The sequence below is a fragment of the Alkalicella caledoniensis genome, assembly GCF_014467015.1.
GTDB classification, from domain to species: domain Bacteria; phylum Bacillota; class Proteinivoracia; order Proteinivoracales; family Proteinivoracaceae; genus Alkalicella; species Alkalicella caledoniensis.
Window position 1 is genome coordinate 3,280,075 of sequence record NZ_CP058559.1, and the last position, 25,812, is coordinate 3,305,886.

Below are 25,812 nucleotides of genomic sequence, written 5' to 3' on the forward strand. Positions count from 1 at the left end.
ATGCCAGGTTTTAAATTTCATATAGTAACTGTTGTGGGGATTTTTGTTGCCCTTGCCCTAGGTATTGTAATAGGTACATCCCTTAGTGATAACATAATTATAGAAAGCCAAATGTCTACTATAGAGTTAATGCAAAATAGAATAAACAATTTGGAAGATGACAAAAGCGAGATACTTGCTCAACTGCAAAATATGGCGGACGAAAACCACCTCCTTAAAAGAAACGAGGAAGTACTCTTTCAGTCAGCCTTAGGGCAATTTGATGATAAAAGTAACCTTACGGCAATAGCATATGGTCAAAGTTTGGACTTATTAGAATTACAAATGGTTACAAATAACAAAGTGCGTTTTCAAAACGTCATACTGATTAACTATACTGAAGTAAATGAATCAGAACAATTAAAGGAGTTTTTAGGTATTGAAGAAGAAAACACATTAGAGGTATTTACTGATAAGCTGGTTGATATAATTGTATCAGAGGATAATACTTCTTTGAAATACTTGGAAGAAATACAAATCCTTACTTTCGTTGGAGACTATATTTTTTCAAATCAGGAATTTGTATTTTATTACCAAGATACAGAAGGTGATCCATCCCTTAGATTAGCTAACGAAAAATTGAATGAACTAAACTATTCTTCCATCGCCGTAGCAAGATCAAATGTGGACTCTGATGAGTTAGGAAAATTAAACAAGAACATAGAACGTTTTCAAAACATAGATACAACTACAGGTCAAATTGAGTTTTTACAATCCCTAGAAGATAATTATAGACCTGTTAACGCAGACTAAGTAAGGGGGGGAGATTGTGCTCACAATACTAATACCGGCTTATAATGAAGAAGAAACCATAAAGGCTACTATTGAAAGCTTGAGAACCATACCTGAAGTGCAAAAAATTTGTGTTGTGGATGACGGATCTAAGGACAACACTTTTTTGGAAGCTAAAAAAGCTGACCCTGATGTGCTAATTAAGTCCGAGGGTAACCTAGGTAAAGGAGGAGCACTCAATCGTCTCATTGAGTATGTGGATACTCCTTTTGTAGGAATGGTAGATGCAGATCTAGGACAGTCAGCTGTGGAACTTAGAAAGTTAATTAGCCCTGTTTTAAACGGAAACTACGATTTATCAATAGCAGGATTCCCCAAAAAGAAAAAGGGTGGATTGGGTATCACCATGAAAGTTGCAAAGAAAGGTACTAAACTTAAGACTGGCTTAGACTTTGATTTTCCCTTATCAGGTCAAAGGGTTATGTCTTTGGACGTGTTTAAAGCCTGTACACCTTTTGCACAAGGTTTCGGTGTGGAAACTTTCATGAATCTAATTGTAGCGAAGAAAAAGTATAGATTCATCGAAGTGGATACAAATATGTCACATAGGTATACTGCAAACGATTTTAAGGGATATGTTCACAGAGGAAGACAGTGCCTAGCCATACTGAGTCAGTTAGCTAGAGGGGTGAAGTAAAATGCATTATCTTCATTTAGCTTTAGGGATCATCTTTGCTGCTGCTTTGTCAATACCCATATTAAAGATGGCCAAAGATGGTGGATTGACTGTAACTAACTATAGGGAAGAAAAAATTCCAGTTGCCATAGGCATTGCAATTTTTGCCTCTATTATAGCTATGGCTTTAGCTAGTCACCTAATGAACTTAGAGGTTGATTATAAGTACCTATTTGTTATTACAGGGGTATTTGTTATCGGATTTTTAGATGATATAATACAAGACAAAGAAAACAAAGGATTTAAAGGGCATTTTAAGGCTTTTTTTAAAGGTACTCTTACCACAGGATTTCTAAAAGCAGCAGGTATACCTCTACTTTTGCTTTTTTATTTTTCTTGGGATGAATACACAATAATTATAGATCTTATTTTTATTTCTTTAGCTGTTAACTTACTTAATTTTTTTGATCTTAGACCTGGGCGTTGCCAAAAAGTCTTTTTAGGGTGGAATATTTTATTACTTCCATTTTTCACAGTGATAAACCCCATTTATCTTGGTGCATTAGGGATGGTATCCTTTACGTTGTTATTAGATCTGAAAGAGAAAGGTATGTTAGGGGATGCAGGGGCAAACTTACTGGGAATAATAACTGGGCTAAATCTACTTTACTTGCCCTTGGAAATTAAATATATAATGTATACTATAGTAGTAATACTAACCATCATAGGTGAAAGATACTCTTTCACAAAAATAATCGAAAAAAATCCTTTCCTCCGCTTTTTAGATATGCTAGGGAGAAGGAAATGATAATTTTTACTGTGCAATTATCAAAACGGCCCTCGTTAATGAGGCCGTTTATTTATTTTATTTCTAGTTCCTGTGCAACTAACCAACTGTCCAACTGTTCCAAACTACACCTATCCAACTTCTCATTTTCATGTTAAAATTATTGTGTAACACTTATTAGGGCGAGGAGGAAGTCTATGGGTAAAAGAGTCTTAGGGCTTCACGAAATACAGGTTATTTTAGACAGTATCTATGATGCAATAATGGCTGTTGACCTCCAAGGGAAAATAATTCTGATGAATAAGGGAGCCGAAAAGATAGTAGGAGTCCCTTATGAGCAATGCTTAGGTAAAGACGTTGTGGAAATGGTCCCAAGTACAAGGCTTCCAAGGGTTTTAGCAGAAAAAAAACCTGAACTCAATAAAAAGCAAATGGTAGGGGATATATCCATAGTAACAAATAGAATGCCTGTTTTTAATCAAAGGGGACAACTAGTAGGAGCTGTGGCAGTTTTTAGGGATATAACAGAGGTTAAACAGCTAGCAGAAAAAGTTACCAACCTAAGGGAAGTTCAAGTAACCCTAGAATCAATAATAAACTCAACTGAGGATGCTATTTCCGTTGTGGATCAAGATGGAAAGGGTATAATGATTAACCCAGCATATAAGAAACTAACTGGGTTTACTGAGAACGATATAATTGGTAAACCAGCCAGTGTGGATATAAGTGAAGGGGAAAGTGTACATGAAAAAGTTTTACAGACCAAGCAACCAGTTAAGAGTGTAAAAATGAAAGTAGGGCCCTTAAACAAAGAAGTCCTTGTTGATGCTGCTCCTCTGATAGTAGACGACAAATTAAAGGGTAGTGTAGCAGTAATTCATGATATATCTGAACTAAAAAGACTAAACGAAGAACTAGATAAAGCAAAGAGGATAATTCGCAAATTAGAAGCTAAGTATACCTTTGAAGATATTATAGCTGAAGAGCCAAATATGAAAATGGCAATCGAACAGGCAAAAAATGCTGCTGTAACACCTGCAACTGTGTTACTAAGGGGCGAAAGTGGTACAGGAAAAGAGCTTTTTGCCCATGCTATCCATAATTCATCAAATAGAAAATATAACCAGTTTATAAGGGTTAACTGTGCAGCTATTTCTGAGAATCTTTTGGAAAGCGAACTTTTTGGCTATGTGGATGGAGCTTTTACAGGGGCTAAAAGGGGTGGCAAAAAAGGTCTTTTTGCCCAAGCAAGTGGGGGGACTATTTTTCTAGATGAAATAGGTGAGATTAGTCTTAATCTGCAAGCAAAGCTACTTAGAGTACTTCAAGAAAGAGAGATTGTTCCTGTGGGAGATACTAAGTCCCAAAATGTCGATGCAAGGGTTATAGCTGCTACAAATGTGAACTTAGAGGAAGCAATAAAGGAGGGAAAGTTCAGGGAAGACTTATACTTTAGAATAAGTGTAGTACCTATATTTATACCCCCTCTACGCAAGAGGCACAAAGAGATTGCACTTTTAGCAACACATTTATTAAGGAAGTTTAATCAAGAATATGGTAGGAGCATCAAAGGGATTTCAGAAGAAGCCCTTAGGATACTACAAGGCTATTACTGGCGAGGGAATGTTAGGGAGCTTGAAAACGTAATAGGTAGAGCAATAATAAACATGGATTTTTCTGAAAATGTGATAGGGCCAAATCATTTACCCCACCTAGGTGAAGAGAAGCAAAATATCAACACTCCAAAATTAGAAATATCAAATAACGTACCTCTAGCTAGTGTTTTAGACTCCGTGGAAAAAGAATACATTGAGAAAGTTTTAGAAGCAAACAAATACAATAAAACTAAAACTGCCAAAGACTTGGATATATCTATTCGAAGTTTGTACAATAAAATAGAAAAATATAATCTGCAATAATTTGCAAGCAAAAAAATGCAAGGCTCTTGCAAAAAAATGCAAGGCTCTTGCAAAAAAATGCAAGAAAAGCATCTTCGTACATGGGGATGCTTTTTTATTTTCTAAAAAATAACTACTTATTACATTTTATTTTATAGTATTCCAAATAATAAATATGATTAAGGAGGTTTAAATAAATTTTTTGGCATATAAGTTGCATATATACTAAGATGATAATTTCTAAGGAGGGAACCCAATGAAAATCTTCGAAATGATGGAAAAAGAAGGTCATGAGCAGCTAGTTTTTAACCACGATAAAACTTCTGGATTAAAGGCACTTATAGCTATACATGATACTACTTTAGGACCGGCTTTAGGTGGATGTAGGATGTGGCCATATGAGACAGAGGAAGAAGCAATAAGAGATGTTTTAAGATTGTCTAAAGGTATGACTTACAAATCAGGTGCTAGCGGGTGTGACTACGGTGGTGGTAAGTCGTTGATTTGGGGTGATCCTAAAAAAGATAAAAGTGAAGCAATGTTTAGAGCTTTCGGTAGATATGTTGATTGTTTTAAAGGGAGGTTTAGTACTGGAACAGATGTAGGTACTACTTTCCATGACTTTATTATAGCTAGAAAAGAAACTCCCCATGTAGGGGCACTACCAGAAGAATACGGTGGGGGAGGAAACTCTTCAATTATCACTGCTTTTGGAACATGGAAGGGAATCAAAGCTGCTGCAAGTGAAGCTTTTGGAACTGATTCCTTAGAGGGTAAAACAGTATCAGTACAAGGCTTAGGTAAAGTTGGTTATTACTTAGTTAAACACTTGATAGAAGAAGGAGCAAAGGTTGTGGGTACAGATATAGTACAAGACCATATTGATAAAGTGGTGGCAGACTTCCCACAAGTAACTATAGTTAAACCAGAAGAAATTTACTCCCAAGAGTGTGATATATTCTCACCTAACGCACTAGGAGCAATTATAAATGACGATACAATTCCACAACTTAAGTGCAAAGCCATTGCTGGTGCTGCTAACAATCAGTTAGCTGAACCAAGACATGGTGACATAATTCGTGAAAAAGGAATTGTATATGCACCAGACTATGTTGTAAATGCTGGTGGATTAATACAAGTTGTAGATGAAATGGAGCCAGGTGGATACAATAAGGGCAGAGCTTATCGAAAAGCAGCTACAATCTACGATATGTTAATCCAAATATTTGACATATCAAGAAGAGACAACGTGCCTACACATATAGCAGCAGATAAACTAGTTGAAGAGAGGATTGCAACTATCGGAATAATTAAAAGAACTAAGAAATAGTTAGGGGCGATTTAATGTTTAAAATCTTAGCTATCAACCCTGGATCAACTTCGACCAAGATTGCAGTTTTTGAGAACAAAAAACTCATCATGAGTGAAAATTTAAATCACAGTGTGGATGAATTAAAAAAATACAACAAAATAGTTGACCAGCTAGAATTTAGGTACAACTCCATAATGGGTTGGTTAAATGAGAACAACTTTAAATCCTTTGACTCAATAGTAGGTAGAGGTGGATTGTTAAAACCTATAGCCAGCGGAACTTACACTGTAGATGACAATATGATCTCTGATCTCAGAGTTGGCGTGCAAGGAGAACACGCGTCTAATTTAGGTGGTCTTATAGCAAAGAAAATAGCTGATATCTTCCAAATCGATGCATATATAGTTGACCCAGTTGCAGTTGATGAAATAGAAGACATTGCTAGAATATCAGGAATGCCTGAGATACCTAGGAAAAGCTTACTACACGCCTTAAACGTAAAAGCTGTTGCTCATCGTTTGGCCAAAGATTTAGGAAATTCCCTTGAAGAAATGAACCTAATAGTTGCACATCTCGGTGGAGGCATATCAATAGTGCCCCTTCAAAAAGGGAAAATGGTGGATGTAAACAATGCCAACGAAATGGGGCCATTTTCACCAGAACGTACTGGTGGCCTACCTGTTGGTGACTTAGCAAAAATGGCTTTTTCGGGGAATTACGACCTAGCTACACTAAAGAAAAAGATTACGCGAGAAGGTGGTTTGGTAGGTTATCTAAACACCAATGATGCTAGAGATGTTGAAAAGCTCATAGAACAAGGTAATAAAAAAGCCAAACTAGTATATGACGCCATGGCTTATCAGATAGCTAAAGAAATAGGCGCCATGGCTACTGTGTTAAACGGCCATGTAGATAACATAGTGCTAACAGGTGGTATGGCCTATTCGCAATATTTAACAGATAAAATAGGGAGTTATGTAGGCTTTATAGCGGAGATTGTTAAGTACCCAGGGGAAGATGAAATGATTGCACTAGCAGAGGGTACCTTAAGGGTACTAAATAAAGAAGAAGAAGCTAAAACTTATTAAAGGAGGCTAGTCTGATGTTAACAACCATACAAGGAATTATAGATAAAGCAAAACAAGTCCCAAAACAGACCTTAGTAGTAGCTGCAGCCGAGGATAATGAGGTTTTAGCTGCAGTTAGTGAGTCAGTAAAACTTGGAATTGTAGATGCAGTTTTAGTGGGTGATGAAGAACAGATTAACTCAATAGCCAAAGGAAATGGCTATGATATATCTGGTTGTAAGGTAATAAATGAAATTAATAAAATCAAAGCTGCTAGGAAATCTGTTGAAATGGTATCAAAAGGTGAAGCTGATCTTGTAATGAAAGGCTTACTTGGAACTGCGGATATTCTTAGGGCAGTACTAGATAAAGAAATAGGTCTTAGAACAGGTAAAGTATTAAGTCATGTGGCTGTATTAGAAGTTCCTGGCTTTGAAAGACTTTTTTTATTGACAGACGGAGCTATGAACATAGCGCCAGATTTAAGTCAAAAAGCTCAGATAGTGCAAAATGCTGTAACGGTTGCTAAAGCTATAGGTAACAACATGCCTAAAGTTGTTCCCCTAGCTGCAGTAGAATTAGTAAATCCCGATATGCAACCAACTTTAGACGCTGCTAACCTTTCTAAAATGGCAGATAGAGGTCAAATAAAAGACTGTATAATAGATGGACCATTAGCCTTGGATAATGCAATATCTTTAGAAGCTGCAGAGCATAAAGGTATTACCAGTCCTGTGGCAGGAAAAGCTGACATACTTTTGGTTCCAAATATTGAGGCTGGAAATGTACTATATAAATCTATGGTATATTTCGCTAAAGGGAAAACTGCAGGTATAATCGCTGGAGCAAAAGCTCCTGTTGTTCTTACTTCAAGGTCTGACACTCACGAAGCTAAGCTATATTCAATTGCACTAGGTGTATTAGTAGCTGCTAATAAGTAGTTACTGTAAATATTAAAAAAACCAAGGAGGAATTTAAATGGAAATTTTCAAGTACATGGAAAAATATGACTACGAGCAATTGGTAATATGCCACGACAAAACTTCAGGTTTAAAAGCTATTATTGGTATCCATGATACAACTTTAGGACCTGCTTTAGGTGGTACGCGTATGTGGAACTACGCCACTGAAGAAGAGGCAATTGAAGATGCACTAAGACTTTCTAAAGGTATGACTTATAAAGCAGCAGCAGCAGGGCTTAACCTAGGTGGAGGTAAAACTGTTATCTGGGGTGACTCAAAAACTCAAAAATCTGAAGAGCTTTTTAGAGCCTTTGGTCGTTATGTACAAAGTTTAAATGGCCGTTATATAACTGCTGCGGACGTTGGAACCGTAGTAGATGATATGGATAATATCAGGCTAGAAACTAACCATGTAGTAGGTATTTCTTCATCTCAAGGTGGTAGTGGTGACCCGTCACCAAAAACAGCTTGGGGTGTTTTCAGAGGTATTCAAGCATCTGCAAATGAAGCTTGGGGTTCTGATGACCTAACAGGTAAAGTAGTTGCAGTTCAAGGAACCGGTAAAGTTGGATACTACGTATGTAAATATTTACATGAAGCTGGCGCTAAACTTATCGTAACAGACATAGACCAAGCTTCCATAGATAGAGTAGTTAACGAGTTCGGAGCTCAAGTGGTAGCTCTAGATGAAATCTATGGAGTAGAGTGTGATATTTACTCTCCAAACGCACTAGGTGCTACAATCAATGATGATACAATTCCTCAGTTCAAGTGCAAAGTTATAGCAGGTGGTGCTAATAACCAACTTAAAGAAGAACGTCATGGTGACATTATCCATGAAAAAGGTTTCATATATGCACCTGACTATGTAATCAATGCAGGTGGATTGATTAACGTAGCTGATGAGCTAAAAGGTTATAACGAAGAAAGAGCAATGCAATCTGTATCTAAAATATATGACAATATTAAAAGAGTTTACGCTATTGCTAAAAGAGATGGTATTCCCATTTACAAAGCTGCTGACAGAATGGCAGAGGAAAGAATCGAGAAAATCGGTAGTGTTCACAGAACGTACCTAAATAAATAAACTCAAAAAATGGGGGGAGTTGGCTTGGCTTAGCTTAGTCGGCTCCCTATCTACGAAGGAGGTAATTGAAGAAATATGGCTAATGGTTTTAGAATTCTGACAATTAATCCTGGATCCACCTCCACAAAGATCGCTGTGTTTGAAAACGATAATCCTTTATTTGAAGAGGTACTACGACATAGCAATGGCGATTTAGTAGGATTTAAAAATATCATTGATCAGTACCAATTTCGAAAAGAAGTGATTTTAAGAACTTTAGATGAACAAGGAATTAACCTTACCAAACTTTCAGCAATTGTAGGACGTGGAGGACTTTTAGCCCCAATGCCGGGAGGAACTTATTCAGTTAATGAAATTATGCTTGAAGATTTAAGCAAAGGGCTCCTTGGTCAACATGCGTCTAACCTAGGAGGAATTATAGCAAATGAAATCGCAGAACAGTTTAATATCCCTGCTTTCATTGTAGATCCAGTAGTTGTAGATGAGTTAGAAGATGTGGCAAGGATTTCAGGAATGCCTGAAATAGAAAGAAAGAGTATTTTTCATGCCCTAAATCAAAAAGCAGTGGTAAGAAGGGCTGCTAAAGATCTAGACGGAAAATATGAAGATTTTAACTTTATTGTGGCCCACTTAGGTGGAGGAATCTCAGTTGGTGCCCATAGGAATGGAAGAGTTATTGATGTTAACAATGCCCTAGATGGTGAAGGACCATTTTCTCCAGAAAGAAGTGGAGGATTACCAGTGGGTGACTTGGTAAAACTTTGCATGTCCGAAAAGTTTACTCAGGGTGAAATAATGAAAAAGATAGTGGGAAAAGGTGGCTTAGTAGCATACCTAAACACTAACGATGGTAGAGATGTACAGAAGATGATAGAAAGTGGTGATCATCAAGCTGAACTGGTATATAAAGCCATGGCTTACCAAGTAGCTAAAGAAATCGGTAGCTGTGCTGCAGTACTAAAAGGGGAAGTTGATGGCATCATATTAACAGGTGGCCTAGCTTACGATAAAGGTTTGGTTGGCTGGATTAAAGAGAAAGTTAACTTTATAGCAGAGGTTTTAGTATACCCTGGAGAAGATGAGATGTTGGCACTTGCTGAAGGTGGCCTAAGGGTATTAAAGGGAGAAGAACAAGCGAAAACCTATGAAGGTATGAAGTAATGTCCCGATTATTCATTTTTTGTGGTGAATATGGCAGTGGAAAAACACAAGTGGCTGTTAATTATAGCAAGTACCTTGCTAAAAAGCATAAAAGGGCCAAGCTGGTGGACCTCGATATAGTTAACCCTTTTTTTAGGTCTAGGGATAGCTTAAAGGAGCTGAAGGAGAGCCAAGTTGATGTCATATTTAACAAAGAGTACGGCGAGGCTGATTTACCTGCATTGCCACCTGAGGTTATTTCTAGCTTTGTAACAGAAGAACCAGTGGTTTTTGATGTAGGCGGTGACGATGGTGCAGTTGTTCTAGGAAGATACTACTATAAAATAACTCAAACTGACCATGAATTCTGGATGGTTGTTAATACTAACAGACCATACACGTCAACAGTTGAAGGCATAAGGACAATAAAAGAGAGAATCGAAAAAAAATCCCGTTTAAAGATAACAGGTTTGATTAACAATTCAAACCTTGGGGAACTAACAGAAGTAGAACATATTTTAGAAGGCGAAGAGTTGGTACTTAAAGCTGCACAAGAGCTAAAACTAAAGACTATATTTACTGCTGTAAAAACTGAATTAGTTGATGATGTAAAAGATAAACTAAAAACAGAGATTTTTCCAGTGCAATTAGATTATAAACTACCATGGTTATAGAAAAGGAGGTTTTATAATGCCAAGAGTGATATTTAATGAAGACAGATGTAAAGGCTGTGAGCTTTGTAATACTGTGTGTCCAGTTAATATTGTTAAAATGCACAAAGATAAAATAAATAAAACTGGATATACACCTGCAACAGTTTACGAGATGGAAAAATGCATAGGTTGTGCTCAGTGTGCAAGAATCTGCCCTGATAGCGTAATCGTAGTTGAAAAAGAAGCTAAAAAATAAAAAGGAGGGTCTAAATATGGCTAAAAAGTTAATGAAAGGTAACGAAGCTTTAGGTGAAGCTGCAATCCAAGCTGGCTGTCGTTACTTTTTTGGATATCCCATAACTCCACAAAACGAAATTCCATCTTATCTATCTAGGAAACTTCCTGAAGTGGGCGGAGTATATTTACAAGCAGAAAGTGAAGTAGCTGCTATCAACATGGTTTATGGTGCTGCAGGAGCTGGTGCAAGAGTACTAACATCTTCTTCAAGCCCTGGAATAAGCTTAAAAACTGAAGGTATTTCCTATATCGCTGGTGCACAGCTTCCCTGTGTAATAGTAAATATAGTTAGGGGAGGTCCTGGTTTAGGTGGTATTCAACCAGCACAATCGGATTATTTCCAAGCAACAAAAGGTGGAGGGCATGGTGACTATAGATTAGTTGTGTTAACACCATCTACTGTGCAAGAGCTAGTTGATTTAACAATGGAAGCATTTGAAATTGCAGACCAATACCGTACACCTGTAATGATATTAGGTGATGGTATAATGGGTCAAATGATGGAACCAGTTGAGTTTAACCCACCTAAAAAGAGAGAACTTCCTGAAAAAACATGGGCAACAACTGGCTGTGAAGGTAGAGAACCAAATGTAACTAACTCACTACACATGGCTGCAGAAGACCTAGAAAACCACAACTTGAATTTGTTGGCAAAATATAAGGAAATTGCACAAAATGAAACTAAGTATGAAAGCTATGAAACAGGCGATGCTGACATAGTTCTAGTGGCCTATGGAACAACAGCTAGAATTTGTAAAACAGCTATAGCTGAACTTAGAAAAGAAGGTTTGAAAGTAGGGTTGATTAGACCTATCACTGTATGGCCATATCCTGACAAGGCATTTGAAGAAGTTATGGATACAGCTAAAGAGTTTGTCTGTATAGAAATGAGTACTGGTCAGATGGTTGAGGACGTAAGACTTGCCGTAAACGGAAGAAAACCTGTACACTTCTACGGAAGAACCGGTGGCGTTATACCTTCTCCACAAGAAGTAGCTGACAAAATTAGAGAAATTGCAGGGGGTGTAAAGTAATGGATTGGGTTCGCGTATGGGAAAAACCTAAAAGCTTAACTGATAAAATGTTACACTACTGCCCAGGATGTACCCATGGTATTATCCATAAAATTGTAGCAGAAGTTATGGATGAATTAGAAATAAGAGAAAAAACAATTGGAGTTGCACCTGTCGGTTGTGCGGTACTTGCATATAATTACTTCAACTGTGACATGCAACAAGCTGCCCATGGTAGAGCACCTGCAGTAGCCACAGGTATTAAAAGAGTTCATCCAGATAAAGTAGTATTTACTTACCAAGGGGATGGGGATTTGGCTTCAATTGGTGCAGCAGAGATTGTACATGCAGCGGCAAGGGGAGAAAAGATAACCACAATCTTTGTAAATAACTCTATCTATGGTATGACTGGTGGGCAAATGTCTCCTACATCCTTAGTTGGTCAGGTTACTACAACTTCACCATTTGGTAGGGACGAAAACCATGCTGGTTCACCTATAAAAATTTCTGAAATGTTAGCTACTATCCAAGGAGCAGCATTTGTTGAAAGGGTTTCTGTGCACAATGTTCCTCACATTATGAAAGCTAAAAAGGCCATTAAAAAGGCATTTAAACTTCAGCTAGAAGGTAAAGGCTTCGGTATCGTAGAAGTTCTATCTACCTGTCCTACTAACTGGGGTATAACACCTGTAGAAGGCCTAAAATGGCTGGAAGAAAATATGATTCCTTATTTCCCACTGGGCAACTTAAGAGACCCAGAAAAGGAGGCTAAATAACATGATTGATATGATTTTAGCTGGTTTTGGTGGTCAAGGGGTTATGTCCATGGGTCAATTAGTAGCATATTCAGGTATGATAGAAGGAAAAGAAGTTTCGTGGATGCCTTCCTACGGCCCTGAAATGCGTGGTGGTACTGCTAACTGTACAGTTGTAGTATCAGAAGACCCTATTGGATCTCCTGTTGTTGTAGAGCCTCAGGTAGTTGTTGCAATGAACCTTCCATCTTTGGATAAATTTGAGTCCATGGTTAAACCTGGTGGTGTACTAATAATCAACTCTTCTCTTATCAATAGAACATCTGAGAGAGATGACATAACAGTAATTGAAGTACCTGCTAACGAAATAGCAAACGAACTTGGAAATGCAAGGGTTGCGAACATGGTTGTACTGGGTACAGTAATTGGTCAAACTAATGTTGTAACTAAAGAGTCTGTAATTGAGTCCCTTAAAAAGGTTTTACCAGAACACAGACACAACCTAATCCCAATGAATGAATCAGCAATAGACAAAGGAGCGGCATACGCTAAATAGTTTATTAAAAAAGAATCTCTATGGGCTTTTTTGCTCACAGAGGTTCTTTTTTCTTATTTGGGCTAAGTAAGGAAACATTTGTTATCTACGGAATATTTTAATTAATATAACAGTATAAAAAAGACAGTTTAGTTAGGGGGAAGAAGGATGTCTAAAAAATTATTGCTTAGCCCACAAAGCCTTACAAGCCCTTGTCATATCAATGAATTTGATTTTCAAACAACTGAGGACTTAGAACCATTAAAAGGTATTATAGGTCAAGATAGAGCTGTGGAAGCCTTGAGTTTTGGTTTACAAGTAAAAAAGAAAGGTTACAACATTTATGTTGCTGGCACAAGTGGAACAGGTAGAAGTAGTTACGCAAACTCAATAACAGAATCCCTTGCTAAAGGCATGGAAAAGCCCAAGGATTGGTTATATGTTTATAACTTTAAAAAGCCCGACAGCCCTAAAGCACTAAGCATTAACAGTGGAGAAGGGGAAAGGTTTAAAAAAGATATCGAATGTACTGTTGTTAAAATGATAAAAGAAATACCCAGTGCATTTGACAGTAGTGATTATCATAACAAAAGAAATGAAATCCTACGACAGTTTCAACAAAAGTCATTAGAAGTTCTTCGAGTACTAAATGAAGTAGCAGAGGAATATGGGTTTGTTTTTAAAGACACTGAAAATGGATTAGTATCTGTTCCCTTGAAAAATGGGAAATCTATGAGTCAAAAGGAGTACAACGACTTGTCACCAACAGAAATAAAGGAAATGAAGGAACGTTCCCACTATTTAGCTAGGGAAACAAACCACCTATTTCAGGAAATTAAACAGATAGAGGAAGAATTTGAATACCAATTTAATAACCTCGATAAGATACAAGTCACCCAAATTGCTGATTACTACGTAACAAGACTTTTGAATTCCTATAGAGGAAATTTAAAAGTGAGGCAGTACATTGTTAGTCTTAGGGATGATATAGTGGATAATATTGAATACTTTAAGAAAACTGACCATGTAGAAGAACAAACGCCATTGACAGACTCATGTGATGAGACGACTATTTTAGATAAGGGTTTCTTTAAGAGATATAAGGTTAATTTATTTGTGAACAACAAAGAGTTAAAGTCAGCCCCTATTATTAACGAAAATAATCCATCTTTATATAACCTAAATGGTTTCATAGAATATCGTAATGAAATGGGAACTCTAAAAACTGATTTTACACAAATAAAACCTGGCTCCATTCATATGGCAAACGGAGGGTTTTTATTAATACAAGCAAAGGACCTTATGAGCCAACCTTTTGCATGGGATACTTTAAAAAGAGCCATCAAAACAGGTGTTATCAATATCGAAAATACCAATAGACAACCAGGTGACTTGGTTATATCTTCTATGAAACCAGAACCCATACCCATAGATCTAAAAATTATAATTATAGGTGATATTAATCTGTATCATGCCCTATACATTTATGATGAAGACTTTAGAAAGCTGTTTAAAATAATGGCAGACTTTGACGTGGAGATAATAAGAAGTAAAGAAAACGTATTAAAAATGGCAAAATTTATTGCTAATCATTGTAAAGAAGTTGGTTTGAGACATTTTGATAAAACAGCAGTAGGTAGAGTTATTGAATATTGTTCAAGGCTTACAGACCACCAAGAAAAAATTAGCTCACAGTTCAATCAAATTCTAGAAATTTTGTATGAATCAGATACTTGGGCAGAATTTGATGATGCTAAGTATGTTAATAGAGATCATGTAGAAAAAGCAATTAAACAGAAAATTTATCGTAATAGTAAATACGAGGATAAGTTAAATGAAATGTTCGAAGAAGGATCCCTGCTTATGGATGTAACAGGCAGTAAAGTTGGTCAGATAAATGGGTTAGCTGTCATGGGTAATGGACAATATTTTTTCGGCAAGCCAAGCAGAATAACAGTTAGCACTTATAAAGGTAAGCCAGGAATTATTAACATTGAGAGAGAAGCAAAAAAGAGTGGTAGTTTACATGATAAAGGTATTCTGATATTAAGTGGTTATTTAGGGAGTAAGTATGCTCAACATCATGCCATGTCTCTTTCTGTGAGCATTAGTTTTGAGCAAAACTATTCACTGATAGATGGAGATAGTGCGTCTAGTGCAGAGCTTTATGCTATCATATCTAGCATGGCAGATGTACCAATAAAGCAAAGTATCGCTGTAACAGGCTCCGTTAATCAAAAGGGTGAGATACAGCCCATAGGCGGAGTAAATGAAAAGATAGAAGGGTTTTATGATGTATGCGCCTTCAAAGGTTTAAATGGGGAACAAGGAGTAATTATTCCTAAACAAAATGTTAAAAACCTGATGCTAAAACAAGAAGTAATTGACTCAGTTAAAAAAGGACAATTTCACATTTACGCAATCGGCCATGTGGATGAAGGAATAGAAATATTAACTAAAATACCTGCAGGGGCAGAAAAAGATGGAGAATATCCCAAAGGTACAATAAATTTTCTGGTTATGAAAAAACTTGAGAGCTTGAACAAATAAAATTAAATAGGCTCAGATGAACCCTTCGGGGTTCATTTTGTTTTTATAGTAAAATAGTATGTTTTGTAAAAATTAGAAGTTCTGTAGGAGGGGATATGTAGCATTTAAGCGAATATATGTTATATGGAAAAAGGGATGGATAAGATTAATATATATTTTATTTTATTACCCTAAGCTTGATACTAAGAGAAGGACATTTCCTTTCTTAAGGAGAATATATTAATAAATTTAAGGAGATGAGGAGAACATGTTAAATTATCAAGATTTAACATATGGAGATATTAAAAGCTTAGATAGGGATAAGACCATATTTCTAATGTCAGTAAGTCCCATAGAGGTACATGGTGACCATCTGCCAACAGGTACTGACGTATTCGTATCAGAGGAGCTCATTAATAGGTATAGGAGGGAGCTTGATAAAAAATATCCTGACTATACCTTAGTAAAACTTCCACCACTTTACGCTGGCGCCAATGCCCTTCCTGTTGATGGTTCTTTATCTGTGCCTGCAAAGGTGGTAGAAGGAATGCTAGAATCCTATGCAAAAGGACTTCAAAAACAAGGGTTTAAATATTTATTTATAGCAGATAACCATGGGGGACCTACACACCAAATGGCAATGGAATCAGTAAGCCGTAAAATGTGGAAAAGACACAAATTCTACTTTATCAATCCCTTCAATTTAGAATTTAAATACATGGTACATCATGATGAGAGGTTCCTTGAATCAATAAAGCTACAGCCCAAGGCATGTGGTGACGACGCTGACAGTCATGGAGGAACTAATGAGACTTCCCTTATGCTTGCATCAGCTCCTGATAAAATCAAGGGTAATTACAAAGAAGTAGAGGATTCATTACCACCCCAGGTTAAAGGTGCTATAAAAGGTGTTGTTCTACTTTCTAAATTGACTGGCAAACTAGGAGGTACTGAAGTTTCCAAAGATCTAATACACCTGGCCAATACATTGGCATGGGTTTCTGACGAGGACATGAAGCCTTACATGGGTGCCCCTATGAGGGCAACAAAAGAAGCCGGCGAGCGCATGCTTGAAGGTAGAGTTAAAGTGGCCATGGGCTTATTTGAGCAAGCACTAATGGGTAAAGAAATAAAATCTACACCTATGCTATGGGGTGTGCGCTTTTTAAAAAATGTTTCGGAATAAATAACATATTCAAGCTAAAAATATAATTGATTTAAAACAAAGGAGGTTAGATATGGAAAAGGTCATTTCTCACTTTAAAAAGCTAGTAAATATAAATTCCCCATCGAAAAAAGAAAAGCCCATGGCCGATTACCTTGTGGATAGATTAAAGGAACTGAACTTTCAAGTGACAGTTGACAAAGGTGGAAAAAACATGGGTGATACGGGTAATGTAATAGGTAAAAGGGATGGTAAAGGTCAGCCCCTTTTGCTTTGTGCCCATATGGACACTGTTGAATCCACTGAGAATATAGTCATAAAAGATGAAGAAGGCAGAATATCAACTGATGGTACTACAATACTAGGTGCAGATGATAAAGCTGGACTAGTTGCAATTTTAGAAGGTATAAAAATGGCTGGGGAAAATACTCGCCCCTTGGAAATTGTATTTACTTTTGGAGAAGAAGCAGGTCTTAATGGATCAAAGGCTTTAGATATAAGTCAGTTTAAGAGTAAAAACGCTTTTGTTCTAGACAGTGGCGGAGATGTGGGTACTGTAATAGTTAAAGCTCCATCAGAAATAGACTTTGCTGTGAAGATTCATGGGAAAGCTGCCCATAGTGGAGTAAATCCTGAAGATGGTGTAAGTGCAATAAAAATAGCAGGAATAGCCATAGGAAATTTGCCCATGGGTCGTATCGATGAAGAGACAACTGCAAACATAGGTGTTTTAAATGGTGGTACATCAACTAATGTTGTATGTCCCCTTGTGGAGCTAAAAGGAGAAGTGAGAAGTCATAATTTTTCTAAGGCAGAAAAAATACATGATCAATATAAAGATGTTTTTGAAGTTGCTGCCAAGGAAATGGGTGGTAAAATAGAATGGATTAGTGAAGTAGTATTTAAAAATTTTGAGGTCAAAAAAGATGAAGATATAATTCTTTATCTTAAAAAGAAATTTGATGCCTTGAAATTAGATATGGTACTTAAACCACGGGGTGGTGGCAGTGACGCAAATATACTTAATAATAAAGGAATTAAAACTGTAAACTTGGGCGTGGGAATGGAAAAAGGGCATAGTAAAGAGGAGTACATAACACATCAAAATCTAATAAATGCTACAAAACTAGTAAAAACTTTAGTGGAAGTAGAGGATTAAAATATGATAAATACTGCTATTATGGAGGTAGAAGGAGTTTTAAAAGATGAAAAGGACCTACAGATTTTAACCTTAGAAGATGGAAGCCGGGCATATAACTATAAAGGCTTTACAGGAGTTATAGGGCCGAAAGATAAGGTTGTGGTAAATACTACAGCTGTAGACTTAAAGTTAGGAACTGGTGGTTATCATTTTGTTATATCTAAAGTGTCTCCAACTACCCTTAGAGTTTCTGAGCCGGGGCATATAATGAAACTAAGGTATACTCCCCTCCAGCTGAAGACATTTACCTTAGAAGAACAGCTAGGTGAAGAACTAGATTATGTTAATGTTAATGGTCATATTGTAATACCCATTGAGTTACACAGTATGCTGGTGCCCATAGTTTTAGCTTTAAAAAAATTAGCACCATCTGTCACAATAGGATATGTTATGACAGATGGTGCAGCCCTGCCTGCATTTCATAGTGAGGCTGTTAAGACATTAAAGAAACATAGCTTGATAGAGGGAACTATCACTGCAGGTCACTCCTTTGGGGGAGACTATGAAAGTGTGAACTTTATTACTGCAATTCAAGGTAGTGTAAAGCTACTAAAAAGCCAAGTAACAATTATAGGTATGGGGCCTGGCATAGTAGGTACTGGTACGAAATACGGTTTTTCCGGAGTAGAACAGGGGTTTATAGCAGATATGGCTGCTAATTTGGGATGTAGTGTTTATCCTGCCCTAAGAATAGGTTTTGCCGATGTTAGGGAGAGACACAAAGGTATAAGTCATCATAGTTTAACAATATTTAATGACTTGATAAGTAATAGTTTTCCTCTGGTTTTACCCCACATGGGTAGAAAGGAACTTAAATTGGTATTACATCAACTTAGGAAGCTTCGGGAAAATAAAAAACACCAGATTTACATAGCACCTGGTGTAGATATAGAGGATGAAGCTAGAAAATACAATCTGCGTCTTTCTTCCATGGGAAGGGGCCCGAAGGAGAATCCAGAATTTTTTGATTGTCTTACAGCCCTAGCAAAGTTTATTTATGAAAAGAAATTAGTTGATAGTACTGATAGCATCCTTCACAGTTAAATGTTTTTCACCTAGCTCCTTTAGAAAACTAACTAAATCTTTGGCTTTACCTTGAAAATAAATACCTTTTTGGTTAATATGTATATACATATTTAATACCTCCTGTGGAATTAGTTAATTAATATTATTCACGGGAGGTATTAAATATGCATGAAAAAATAAAAAAAGAGGTAATAATATGAAAATATACAATTGTGATTTGCATATTCATGTGGGGCGCGCATTGAGTAAACCCGTGAAGGTTACAGCTTCTAGAAATCTAACCATATCAAATATTATTAAAGAATGTACTAATTTTAAGGGGATAGAGATGGCAGGTATTGTGGACTGTGCATCGCCAGCTGTGCTTTCAGAATTAACTCTTCTTGTGTCTGAGGGCACCCTATTAGAATTGCCCCAAGCCCAAGGGGGACTAAGGTATAGGGATAGACTCACAATAATTCTAGGTAGTGAGGTTGAAACAAGTGAAGGAGTCCATGTTGTTTGTTACTTTCCTGACCTTACAGAAATGATAGCATTTAGCGAATTTTTAGCCAAAAGGGTTACAAATTCACAATTAAGTACACAAAGGGCAAAGGTTACCTCCATTGAGCTTTTAGATTTTGTCAAAGAGCACAACGGTATTTTTATGCCAGCGCATATTTTTACACCTCACAAAAGTTACTACGGAAAAGCATTTGAAAGGCTAGAACAGTGCTTTGGCAAAAGGCTAAAGGAGGTAAAAGTGGTGGAGCTAGGTTTAAGTTCTGATAGTAAATTAGCAGATTGTATACAGGAACTCCATGGGTTTACTTTCCTTACCAATTCCGATGCCCATAGTCAAGGGAAAATAGCTAGAGAATTCAATAAGATATCCATGAAGGATAATAACTATGAAGAACTAAGGAAGGCTTTATACCGAATAGAGGGTAGACAAGTTATTGCAAACTACGGACTAGAACCTGAACTTGGGAAGTATTACAATACCTTTTGTAGCAAATGTGACAAACTACAAGAAAATGAAATGTCAGGTAAATGTTCATATTGTGGCTCAGCTAAGATTATAAAGGGAGTATCTAATCGAATTAAAGAGATAGCAGATTTGGAAGAAGGAAAACATCCCGCCCATAGACCACAGTACCATTATCAAGTGCCACTAGAATTCATACCTAATATTGGGAAAAAAACCCTAGAAAGGCTTCACAAAGAGTTTGGTTTTGAAGTGGATATTTTACATACAGTGGAAGAAGAAAAACTAAAAAAATGTTTAGATTTTAATATTGTAGATACAATAATAAAAGGGAGAGAAGGTAGCTTGAAATTGAAAAGAGGAGGTGGAGGACGCTACGGAAAAATTATTAATAATAAAACAATATAAATAAAATATAAATAAAGGTCTAAAATTATTCCCACCGGCATAAAGTAATTATATAATTTTTCCGGGAGGGGACTCACTTGTCTGTAAAACATTTGCTACTACGATACCTAAAAGAAAATATGTATGTATTAATTTTTGTAAGCTTAGTACTTGTTATAGGAATCATTTTTGGTTCTGTCATGGTTAACAAACTTCCTGAGCAACACAACACACTACTTGCAGAAGAATTGAATTTCTATTTTGAAGTTTTGGATGAAACCCCATCTGTTGATCGGTTGAACATACTAAAACAATCTTTTTTCAGTAATGGACAGTTTATACTGATAGCGTGGTTGGCAGGACTAACAGTAATAGGGATACCAGTAGTAATAGTAATGCTTTTTACAAGGGGAGTAATTTTAGGTTTTACAGTAGGCTTCATATTTAACCACACATCCTTTAGGGGCCTGTTTTTTGCAATTACAGCCATAGTACCCCACAACCTAGTCATCATACCAGCGTTTTTATTAGTATCAGTGGCAAGCATTTCATTTTCCTCTGTTATCTTTATGAAAGTTATTAAAAACAAGAGTATTAACATAGCCCCTTATTTTGTGAACTATGGAATAATGTCTATTTTTATTCTGCTAGGTATAGGATTGGCATCAATTATTGAAGCTTACATAATTCCTGTTATTTTAAAGTGGATTGTACCATTAATGATCTAGTGTGCATTTTTTTGCAAGCACATTTGTGCGTACTCTGAAAAAAAATGCATGGTATATTAAGGACAAGTGTCGTTATACTGAGTTTGTAGCTTTGGCATATTTTTTGCTTATTAATAAAGGTGGAATAGTTTACTACATATTCCATCAAATCAGTAAATACTGTTCGGAATGCTATAGGTTTAGTCTTTTAGATTTAAAACTAAAAAACAGTAAAACGATAGGGAGGCATTTGTAATGATTATTGGTGTACCTAAGGAAATCATGAAAGGCGAAAGGCGTGTGGCTGTTACTCCAGAGATAGTGAGCAAATTTGTAGCTGACGGGGCGACTATTTTAGTTGAAAGTGGTGCTGGCGCTGGTGCTAATTTTCTAGATAGTGAGTATGAAAAAGCAGGGGCTACCTTAATTGACGACGTGACTGAATTATTCCAAAAGGCAGAAGTAATTATGAAAGTTAAAGAACCACTATTTAATGAGCAAACTAATATGCATGAGATAGATATGATGCATAAAGGCCAATATCTTATTACATTTATTCACCCAGCTTCACCTGTTAACCACGAGATGGTTCAAAAGATGGCTGATAAAGGTATTATCGGTTTAACATTAGATGGCGTTCCTAGAATTTCTAGAGCACAAAAAATGGATGCTCTAACTTCTATGAGTACTTGTGCAGGATATAAAGGCGTTATAATGGCTACTGATCACTTAACTAAATTCGTTCCTCAAATCTTTAGTGCAGTTGGTATGATCAAGCCAGCTAATGTCTTTGTTGTTGGAGCTGGAGTTTCTGGTTTACAAGCAATAGCAACAGCTAAGAGACTAGGAGCAGTTGTATACGCTACTGATATTCGTCCTGATGCTTGCGAGCAAGCAAAAAGTCTAGGAGCAAAAATCGTTGATAGTGGAGTGCCTGCAGATATAGCAGTTGGTCAAGGTGGATACGCTAACAGTCTATCTAATGAATGGGTTCAAAAACAAGTAAGCAACATAAGAGAAGCTATGGTAAAAGCGGATATAGTTATTTTAACTGCATTGGTACCAGGGAAAAAAGCTCCAATCTTAATGACAGAGGATATCATCAAAGAAATGAGCCCAGGCTCTGTTGTTGTTGATATTTCTGTTGACCAAGGCGGTAACTGTGATTTAACAGAGCCTGGTGAAATCGTTCAAAAACATAATGTAACTATTCAAGGTATTAAAAACATCCCAGGTCAAGTACCTACAAGCTCAACATGGATGTTTGCTAACAATGTATATCACTTAGTTAGTTACCTAACAAAAGATGGTAAGATCAACCTTGATATGAGTGACGAAATTGTTTCTTCTATCATGGTAACTGATGGTGAGAAAATTGTTCATGAAGGTACAAAAGAGGCCATGGGCCTTATATAGGTAGAACTATTTTTCACTTGTGACTGATAAATTCGGCCACAAGTGAAATATTATTTTTCAAAAATATTTTATATGGAGGGGAACTGATGTCACCTTTAATATTGATATTTATTTTTTTAGTGGCTTCTTTACTCGGCTATAAGCTTATCAAAAACGTACCAAGCCTTTTGCATACACCCTTAATGTCTGGGATGAATGCATTAAGTGGTATTACAATCATTGGTGCATTAACTACAGTTTCTGTATTATTAAAAAACTACAACGAGTTTGTATCAATCGTAGTAGGAGGAACTGCTGTGGTGTTAGCTATGATTAACGTCGCAGGAGGATTCGGAGTTACTAATAGAATGCTAAAGATGTTTGATAGAAGGGGGTCAAAATAATGGATGCCCTATGGTTCTATGTAATCAGTCTTGTACTATCCATAACTATTCTTTACGGCATATCCCTCATGAGTCAAGTAAAAACAGCGGTTAACGGAAATAAATTAAGTGCTATGGCTACTGCCTTGGCTGTCCTGGTTACCCTAGTGTACAATGAGATATTTTCAGAGTCATTAGCTATTATTATAATTTTAGCGTGTATGCTAATAGGAGCATTTATAGGACTTTCACTTTCAAAAAAGGTTCAGATGATACAAATGCCAGAGTTAGTTGCACTACTCAACGGAATCGGTGGTGCGGCATCTGCCTTTGTTGCTGGAGCAGCAATGTTCACAGCTGTTACCTCCTTTGAAGCTACCACAGGGGTATTAGCTCTGATTATTGGATCGTTAACACTTACAGGAAGTATAGTGGCAGCTGGTAAACTATCTAAGAAGATAGATGGTAGGCCAGTAATATGGAACAATCATGAATTTTTGACCACAGTTCCCATTATTCTTCTTGGGGCAATAGTTGTAGCAACTATGGTGGTGGATTTGCCAGTTACCATTATACTGCTTATTTCCATAGCTTTAAGTGGATTTTTGGGTGTAGCTTTTTCAATTAGAGTTGGCGGAGCAGATATGCCCATAACTATTTCCCTTCTAAACTCACTTAGTGGAGTAGCTGGCGCCATTGCAGGTATGGCCATAGGTAATATTCTACTGGTGGCAGTTGGTGGAATAGTAGGTTCAAGTGGCCTGTTACTGACTCAAATTATGTGTAAGTCCATGAACAGTAGTTTGCTAACTATACTTCAGGGAAAAACAAGTGTTGCAGGCAAAAAGACAAAAGTAGAGCCTGTAGTTAAAGAAAGTGTTACTAGTGAAGTTAAACAAGTGCTGGAAGAGAAAAAAGTAAGTGCAGGAGACATACTTAAAAATGCTAAAAAGGTATTTATCGTACCAGGCTATGGTATGGCCCTAGCCCAAGCACAACATTTAGTGAAACAATTAGCTGACACCTTAGAAAAACAAGGTACAGAAGTTAAATACGTAATCCACCCAGTTGCAGGTCGTATGCCAGGACATATGAATGTCTTGTTAGCAGAAGCGGATGTAGACTATGAACAACTTTACGAGATGGATGATGTAAATGATGAGTTCAGGGAATGTGATGCATGTGTAGTAGTAGGAGCAAATGACGTGCTAAACCCAGCAGCAAGGGAGGCAGAAGGCACTCCAATCTACGGTATGCCCATACTAAATGTAGATAAGAGTAAACATATAATCTTCTGTAACTATGACACAAGTGCAGGTTATGCAGGGGTAGATAATCCACTATATAGCCGTGAAGAAGGAGTTAGTCTACTTTTAGGTGATGCAGCTGAAACACTGCAAAACCTTTTACATGATGTAAAAAGTATTAAAGCAGAAGAAAAATCTAGTTCAAATGTAGAACATAGTGCAGGTGCTGTTCTAAAAGGTGCCAAAAAGGTATTTATCGTACCAGGCTATGGTATGGCCCTAGCCCAAGCACAACATTTAGTGAAACAATTAGCTGACACCTTAGAAAAACAAGGTACAGAAGTTAAATACGTAATCCACCCAGTTGCAGGTCGTATGCCAGGACATATGAATGTCTTGTTAGCAGAAGCGGATGTAGACTATGAACAACTTTACGAGATGGATGATGTAAATGATGAGTTCAGGGAATGTGATGCATGTGTAGTAGTAGGAGCAAATGACGTGCTAAACCCAGCAGCAAGGGAAGCAGAAGGCACTCCAATCTACGGTATGCCCATACTAAATGTAGATAAGAGTAAACATATAATCTTCTGTAACTATGACACAAGTGCAGGTTATGCAGGGGTAGATAATCCGCTGTATAGCCGTGAAGAAGGAGTTAGTCTACTTTTAGGTGATGCAGCTGAAACACTGCAAAACCTTTTACATGATGTAAAAAGTATTAAAGCAGAAGAAAAATCTAGTTCAAATGTAGAACATAGTGCAGGTGCTGTTCTAAAAGGTGCCAAAAAGGTATTTATCGTACCAGGCTATGGTATGGCCCTAGCCCAAGCACAACATTTAGTGAAACAATTAGCTGACACCTTAGAAAAACAAGGTACAGAAGTTAAATACGTAATCCACCCAGTTGCAGGTCGTATGCCAGGACATATGAATGTCTTGTTAGCAGAAGCGGATGTAGACTATGAACAACTTTACGAGATGGATGATGTAAATGACGAATTCAGTGAATGTGATGCATGTGTAGTAGTAGGAGCAAATGACGTGCTAAACCCAGCAGCAAGGGAGGCAGAAGGCACTCCAATCTACGGTATGCCCATACTAAATGTAGATAAGAGTAAACATATAATCTTCTGTAACTATGACACAAGTGCAGGTTATGCAGGGGTAGATAATCCGCTGTATAGCCGTGAAGAAGGAGTTAGTCTACTTTTAGGTGATGCAGCTGAAACACTGCAAAACCTTTTAGATGATGTAAAAAGTATTAAAGCAGAAGAAAAGCCTGAGACCAGTGTGGAAACCAGTGCTGCAAAAGTTTTAAAGGATGCTAAAAAAGTATTCATTGCGCCAGGTTATGGTATGGCCCTAGCTCAAGCACAACATTTAGTGAAGCAATTAGCTGACACCTTAGAAAAACAAGGTACAGAAGTAAAATACGTGATTCACCCAGTTGCCGGTCGTATGCCGGGACATATGAATGTCTTGTTAGCAGAAGCGGATGTAGACTATGAGCAACTTTACGAGATGGATGATGTAAACGACGAATTCAGTGAATGTGATGCATGTGTAGTAGTAGGAGCAAATGATGTGCTAAACCCGGCAGCAAGGGAGGCAGAAGGCACTCCAATCTACGGTATGCCCATACTAAATGTAGATAAGAGTAAACATATAATCTTCTGTAACTATGATACAAGTGCAGGTTATGCAGGAGTAGATAACCCACTTTATAGCCGTGAAGAAGGTGTTAGCCTACTTCTAGGTGATGCAGCTGAGACACTGCAAAAACTGTTAGATGAATTGAAGTAAATTCATAAAGACTCAACCTATAGGTTGAGTCTTTTATAATAGTAGT

Annotated in this window: 24 protein-coding genes; 23 read left to right on the forward strand and 1 reads right to left on the reverse strand. The window is 37.1% G+C overall.

The features are described from left to right. The 18 genes from HYG86_RS16010 to HYG86_RS16095 all read left to right on the forward strand — a co-directional run bounded on the left by HYG86_RS16010 (nucleotide 1) and on the right by HYG86_RS16095 (nucleotide 18,892). Nucleotides 1-792, forward strand: a complete 792-nt coding sequence (locus HYG86_RS16010; protein WP_213166566.1) for a copper transporter — start codon at nucleotides 1-3, stop codon at nucleotides 790-792. A 16-nt stretch (nucleotides 793-808) separates the two neighbouring features. Next, nucleotides 809-1,468 (forward strand): glycosyltransferase family 2 protein, encoded by a 660-nt coding sequence (locus tag HYG86_RS16015; RefSeq protein WP_213166567.1) that lies wholly within the window; start codon nucleotides 809-811, stop codon nucleotides 1,466-1,468. Between the two features lies 1 nt (nucleotide 1,469). Further along, the gene (locus tag HYG86_RS16020; protein WP_213166568.1) at nucleotides 1,470-2,255 is read left to right on the forward strand and encodes an MraY family glycosyltransferase; all 786 of its coding nucleotides are present in this window, start codon (nucleotides 1,470-1,472) and stop codon (nucleotides 2,253-2,255) included. Between the two features lie 176 nt (nucleotides 2,256-2,431). Beyond that, on the forward strand, nucleotides 2,432-4,153 hold the full coding sequence (locus tag HYG86_RS16025; RefSeq protein ID WP_213166569.1) for a sigma-54 interaction domain-containing protein: 1,722 nt from the start codon (nucleotides 2,432-2,434) through the stop codon (nucleotides 4,151-4,153). Nucleotides 4,154-4,388: 235 nt separating this feature from the next. Further along, on the forward strand, nucleotides 4,389-5,462 hold the full coding sequence (locus HYG86_RS16030; RefSeq protein WP_213166570.1) for a Glu/Leu/Phe/Val dehydrogenase dimerization domain-containing protein: 1,074 nt from the start codon (nucleotides 4,389-4,391) through the stop codon (nucleotides 5,460-5,462). Nucleotides 5,463-5,476: 14 nt separating this feature from the next. Then, the gene (gene buk, locus HYG86_RS16035; RefSeq protein ID WP_213166571.1) at nucleotides 5,477-6,532 is read left to right on the forward strand and encodes a butyrate kinase; all 1,056 of its coding nucleotides are present in this window, start codon (nucleotides 5,477-5,479) and stop codon (nucleotides 6,530-6,532) included. Between the two features lie 14 nt (nucleotides 6,533-6,546). Beyond that, nucleotides 6,547-7,452, forward strand: a complete 906-nt coding sequence (gene ptb / locus HYG86_RS16040) for a phosphate butyryltransferase (RefSeq protein ID WP_213166572.1) — start codon at nucleotides 6,547-6,549, stop codon at nucleotides 7,450-7,452. Nucleotides 7,453-7,489: 37 nt separating this feature from the next. Next, a complete protein-coding gene (locus HYG86_RS16045; protein WP_213166573.1) occupies nucleotides 7,490-8,560 on the forward strand; it encodes a Leu/Phe/Val dehydrogenase in 1,071 nt (356 codons plus the stop codon). Between the two features lie 75 nt (nucleotides 8,561-8,635). Continuing rightward, complete coding sequence (gene buk / locus HYG86_RS16050) at nucleotides 8,636-9,721, forward strand: butyrate kinase (protein ID WP_213166574.1); 1,086 nt, start codon at nucleotides 8,636-8,638, stop codon at nucleotides 9,719-9,721. Continuing rightward, the gene (locus HYG86_RS16055; RefSeq protein WP_213166575.1) at nucleotides 9,721-10,374 is read left to right on the forward strand and encodes a P-loop NTPase family protein; all 654 of its coding nucleotides are present in this window, start codon (nucleotides 9,721-9,723) and stop codon (nucleotides 10,372-10,374) included. Before buk (HYG86_RS16050) ends, HYG86_RS16055 begins: the two co-directional genes overlap by 1 nt. A 16-nt stretch (nucleotides 10,375-10,390) precedes the next feature. After that, the gene (locus HYG86_RS16060; protein WP_213166576.1) at nucleotides 10,391-10,609 is read left to right on the forward strand and encodes a 4Fe-4S dicluster domain-containing protein; all 219 of its coding nucleotides are present in this window, start codon (nucleotides 10,391-10,393) and stop codon (nucleotides 10,607-10,609) included. A gap of 16 nt (nucleotides 10,610-10,625) precedes the next feature. Next, complete coding sequence (locus HYG86_RS16065; protein WP_213166577.1) at nucleotides 10,626-11,684, forward strand: 3-methyl-2-oxobutanoate dehydrogenase subunit VorB; 1,059 nt, start codon at nucleotides 10,626-10,628, stop codon at nucleotides 11,682-11,684. Further along, nucleotides 11,684-12,439, forward strand: a complete 756-nt coding sequence (locus HYG86_RS16070) for a thiamine pyrophosphate-dependent enzyme (protein WP_213166578.1) — start codon at nucleotides 11,684-11,686, stop codon at nucleotides 12,437-12,439. Before HYG86_RS16065 ends, HYG86_RS16070 begins: the two co-directional genes overlap by 1 nt. 1 nt (nucleotide 12,440) lies before the next feature. Then, entirely contained in the window at nucleotides 12,441-12,974 is a 534-nt protein-coding gene (locus tag HYG86_RS16075; RefSeq protein ID WP_213166579.1) for a 2-oxoacid:ferredoxin oxidoreductase subunit gamma family protein, read from the forward strand. A gap of 147 nt (nucleotides 12,975-13,121) precedes the next feature. Continuing rightward, complete coding sequence (locus HYG86_RS16080; protein ID WP_213166580.1) at nucleotides 13,122-15,503, forward strand: ATP-binding protein; 2,382 nt, start codon at nucleotides 13,122-13,124, stop codon at nucleotides 15,501-15,503. A gap of 247 nt (nucleotides 15,504-15,750) precedes the next feature. Continuing rightward, nucleotides 15,751-16,668 (forward strand): creatininase family protein, encoded by a 918-nt coding sequence (locus HYG86_RS16085; protein WP_213166581.1) that lies wholly within the window; start codon nucleotides 15,751-15,753, stop codon nucleotides 16,666-16,668. Between the two features lie 52 nt (nucleotides 16,669-16,720). Continuing rightward, entirely contained in the window at nucleotides 16,721-17,806 is a 1,086-nt protein-coding gene (locus tag HYG86_RS16090) for a M20/M25/M40 family metallo-hydrolase (RefSeq protein ID WP_213166582.1), read from the forward strand. Between the two features lie 3 nt (nucleotides 17,807-17,809). After that, a complete protein-coding gene (locus HYG86_RS16095; RefSeq protein ID WP_213166583.1) occupies nucleotides 17,810-18,892 on the forward strand; it encodes a DUF3866 family protein in 1,083 nt (360 codons plus the stop codon). Here HYG86_RS16095 and mciZ read toward each other — a convergent pair. Beyond that, nucleotides 18,857-18,982, reverse strand: coding sequence for a Z-ring formation inhibitor MciZ (gene mciZ, locus HYG86_RS18340; protein ID WP_281391291.1), 126 nt, complete (start codon nucleotides 18,980-18,982; stop codon nucleotides 18,857-18,859). The two genes, HYG86_RS16095 and mciZ, sit on opposite strands and share 36 nt — an antisense overlap. An 88-nt stretch (nucleotides 18,983-19,070) precedes the next feature. Between mciZ and HYG86_RS16100 the strand changes: the two genes are divergently transcribed. The 5 genes from HYG86_RS16100 (at nucleotide 19,071) to HYG86_RS16120 (ending at nucleotide 25,766) form a co-directional block, all read left to right on the forward strand. Further along, the gene (locus HYG86_RS16100; protein WP_213166584.1) at nucleotides 19,071-20,249 is read left to right on the forward strand and encodes an endonuclease Q family protein; all 1,179 of its coding nucleotides are present in this window, start codon (nucleotides 19,071-19,073) and stop codon (nucleotides 20,247-20,249) included. Nucleotides 20,250-20,326: 77 nt separating this feature from the next. Next, nucleotides 20,327-20,956: a stage II sporulation protein M gene (spoIIM, locus tag HYG86_RS16105; RefSeq protein WP_213166585.1), complete on the forward strand. Its 630-nt coding sequence runs from the start codon at nucleotides 20,327-20,329 to the stop codon at nucleotides 20,954-20,956. Nucleotides 20,957-21,190: 234 nt separating this feature from the next. Further along, the gene (locus tag HYG86_RS16110; RefSeq protein WP_213166586.1) at nucleotides 21,191-22,351 is read left to right on the forward strand and encodes an NAD(P) transhydrogenase subunit alpha; all 1,161 of its coding nucleotides are present in this window, start codon (nucleotides 21,191-21,193) and stop codon (nucleotides 22,349-22,351) included. A gap of 86 nt (nucleotides 22,352-22,437) precedes the next feature. Continuing rightward, nucleotides 22,438-22,734 (forward strand): NAD(P) transhydrogenase subunit alpha part 2, encoded by a 297-nt coding sequence (locus HYG86_RS16115; protein WP_213166587.1) that lies wholly within the window; start codon nucleotides 22,438-22,440, stop codon nucleotides 22,732-22,734. Further along, a complete protein-coding gene (locus tag HYG86_RS16120; protein WP_213166588.1) occupies nucleotides 22,734-25,766 on the forward strand; it encodes an NAD(P)(+) transhydrogenase (Re/Si-specific) subunit beta in 3,033 nt (1,010 codons plus the stop codon). Before HYG86_RS16115 ends, HYG86_RS16120 begins: the two co-directional genes overlap by 1 nt. Nucleotides 25,767-25,812 lie beyond the last annotated feature (46 nt).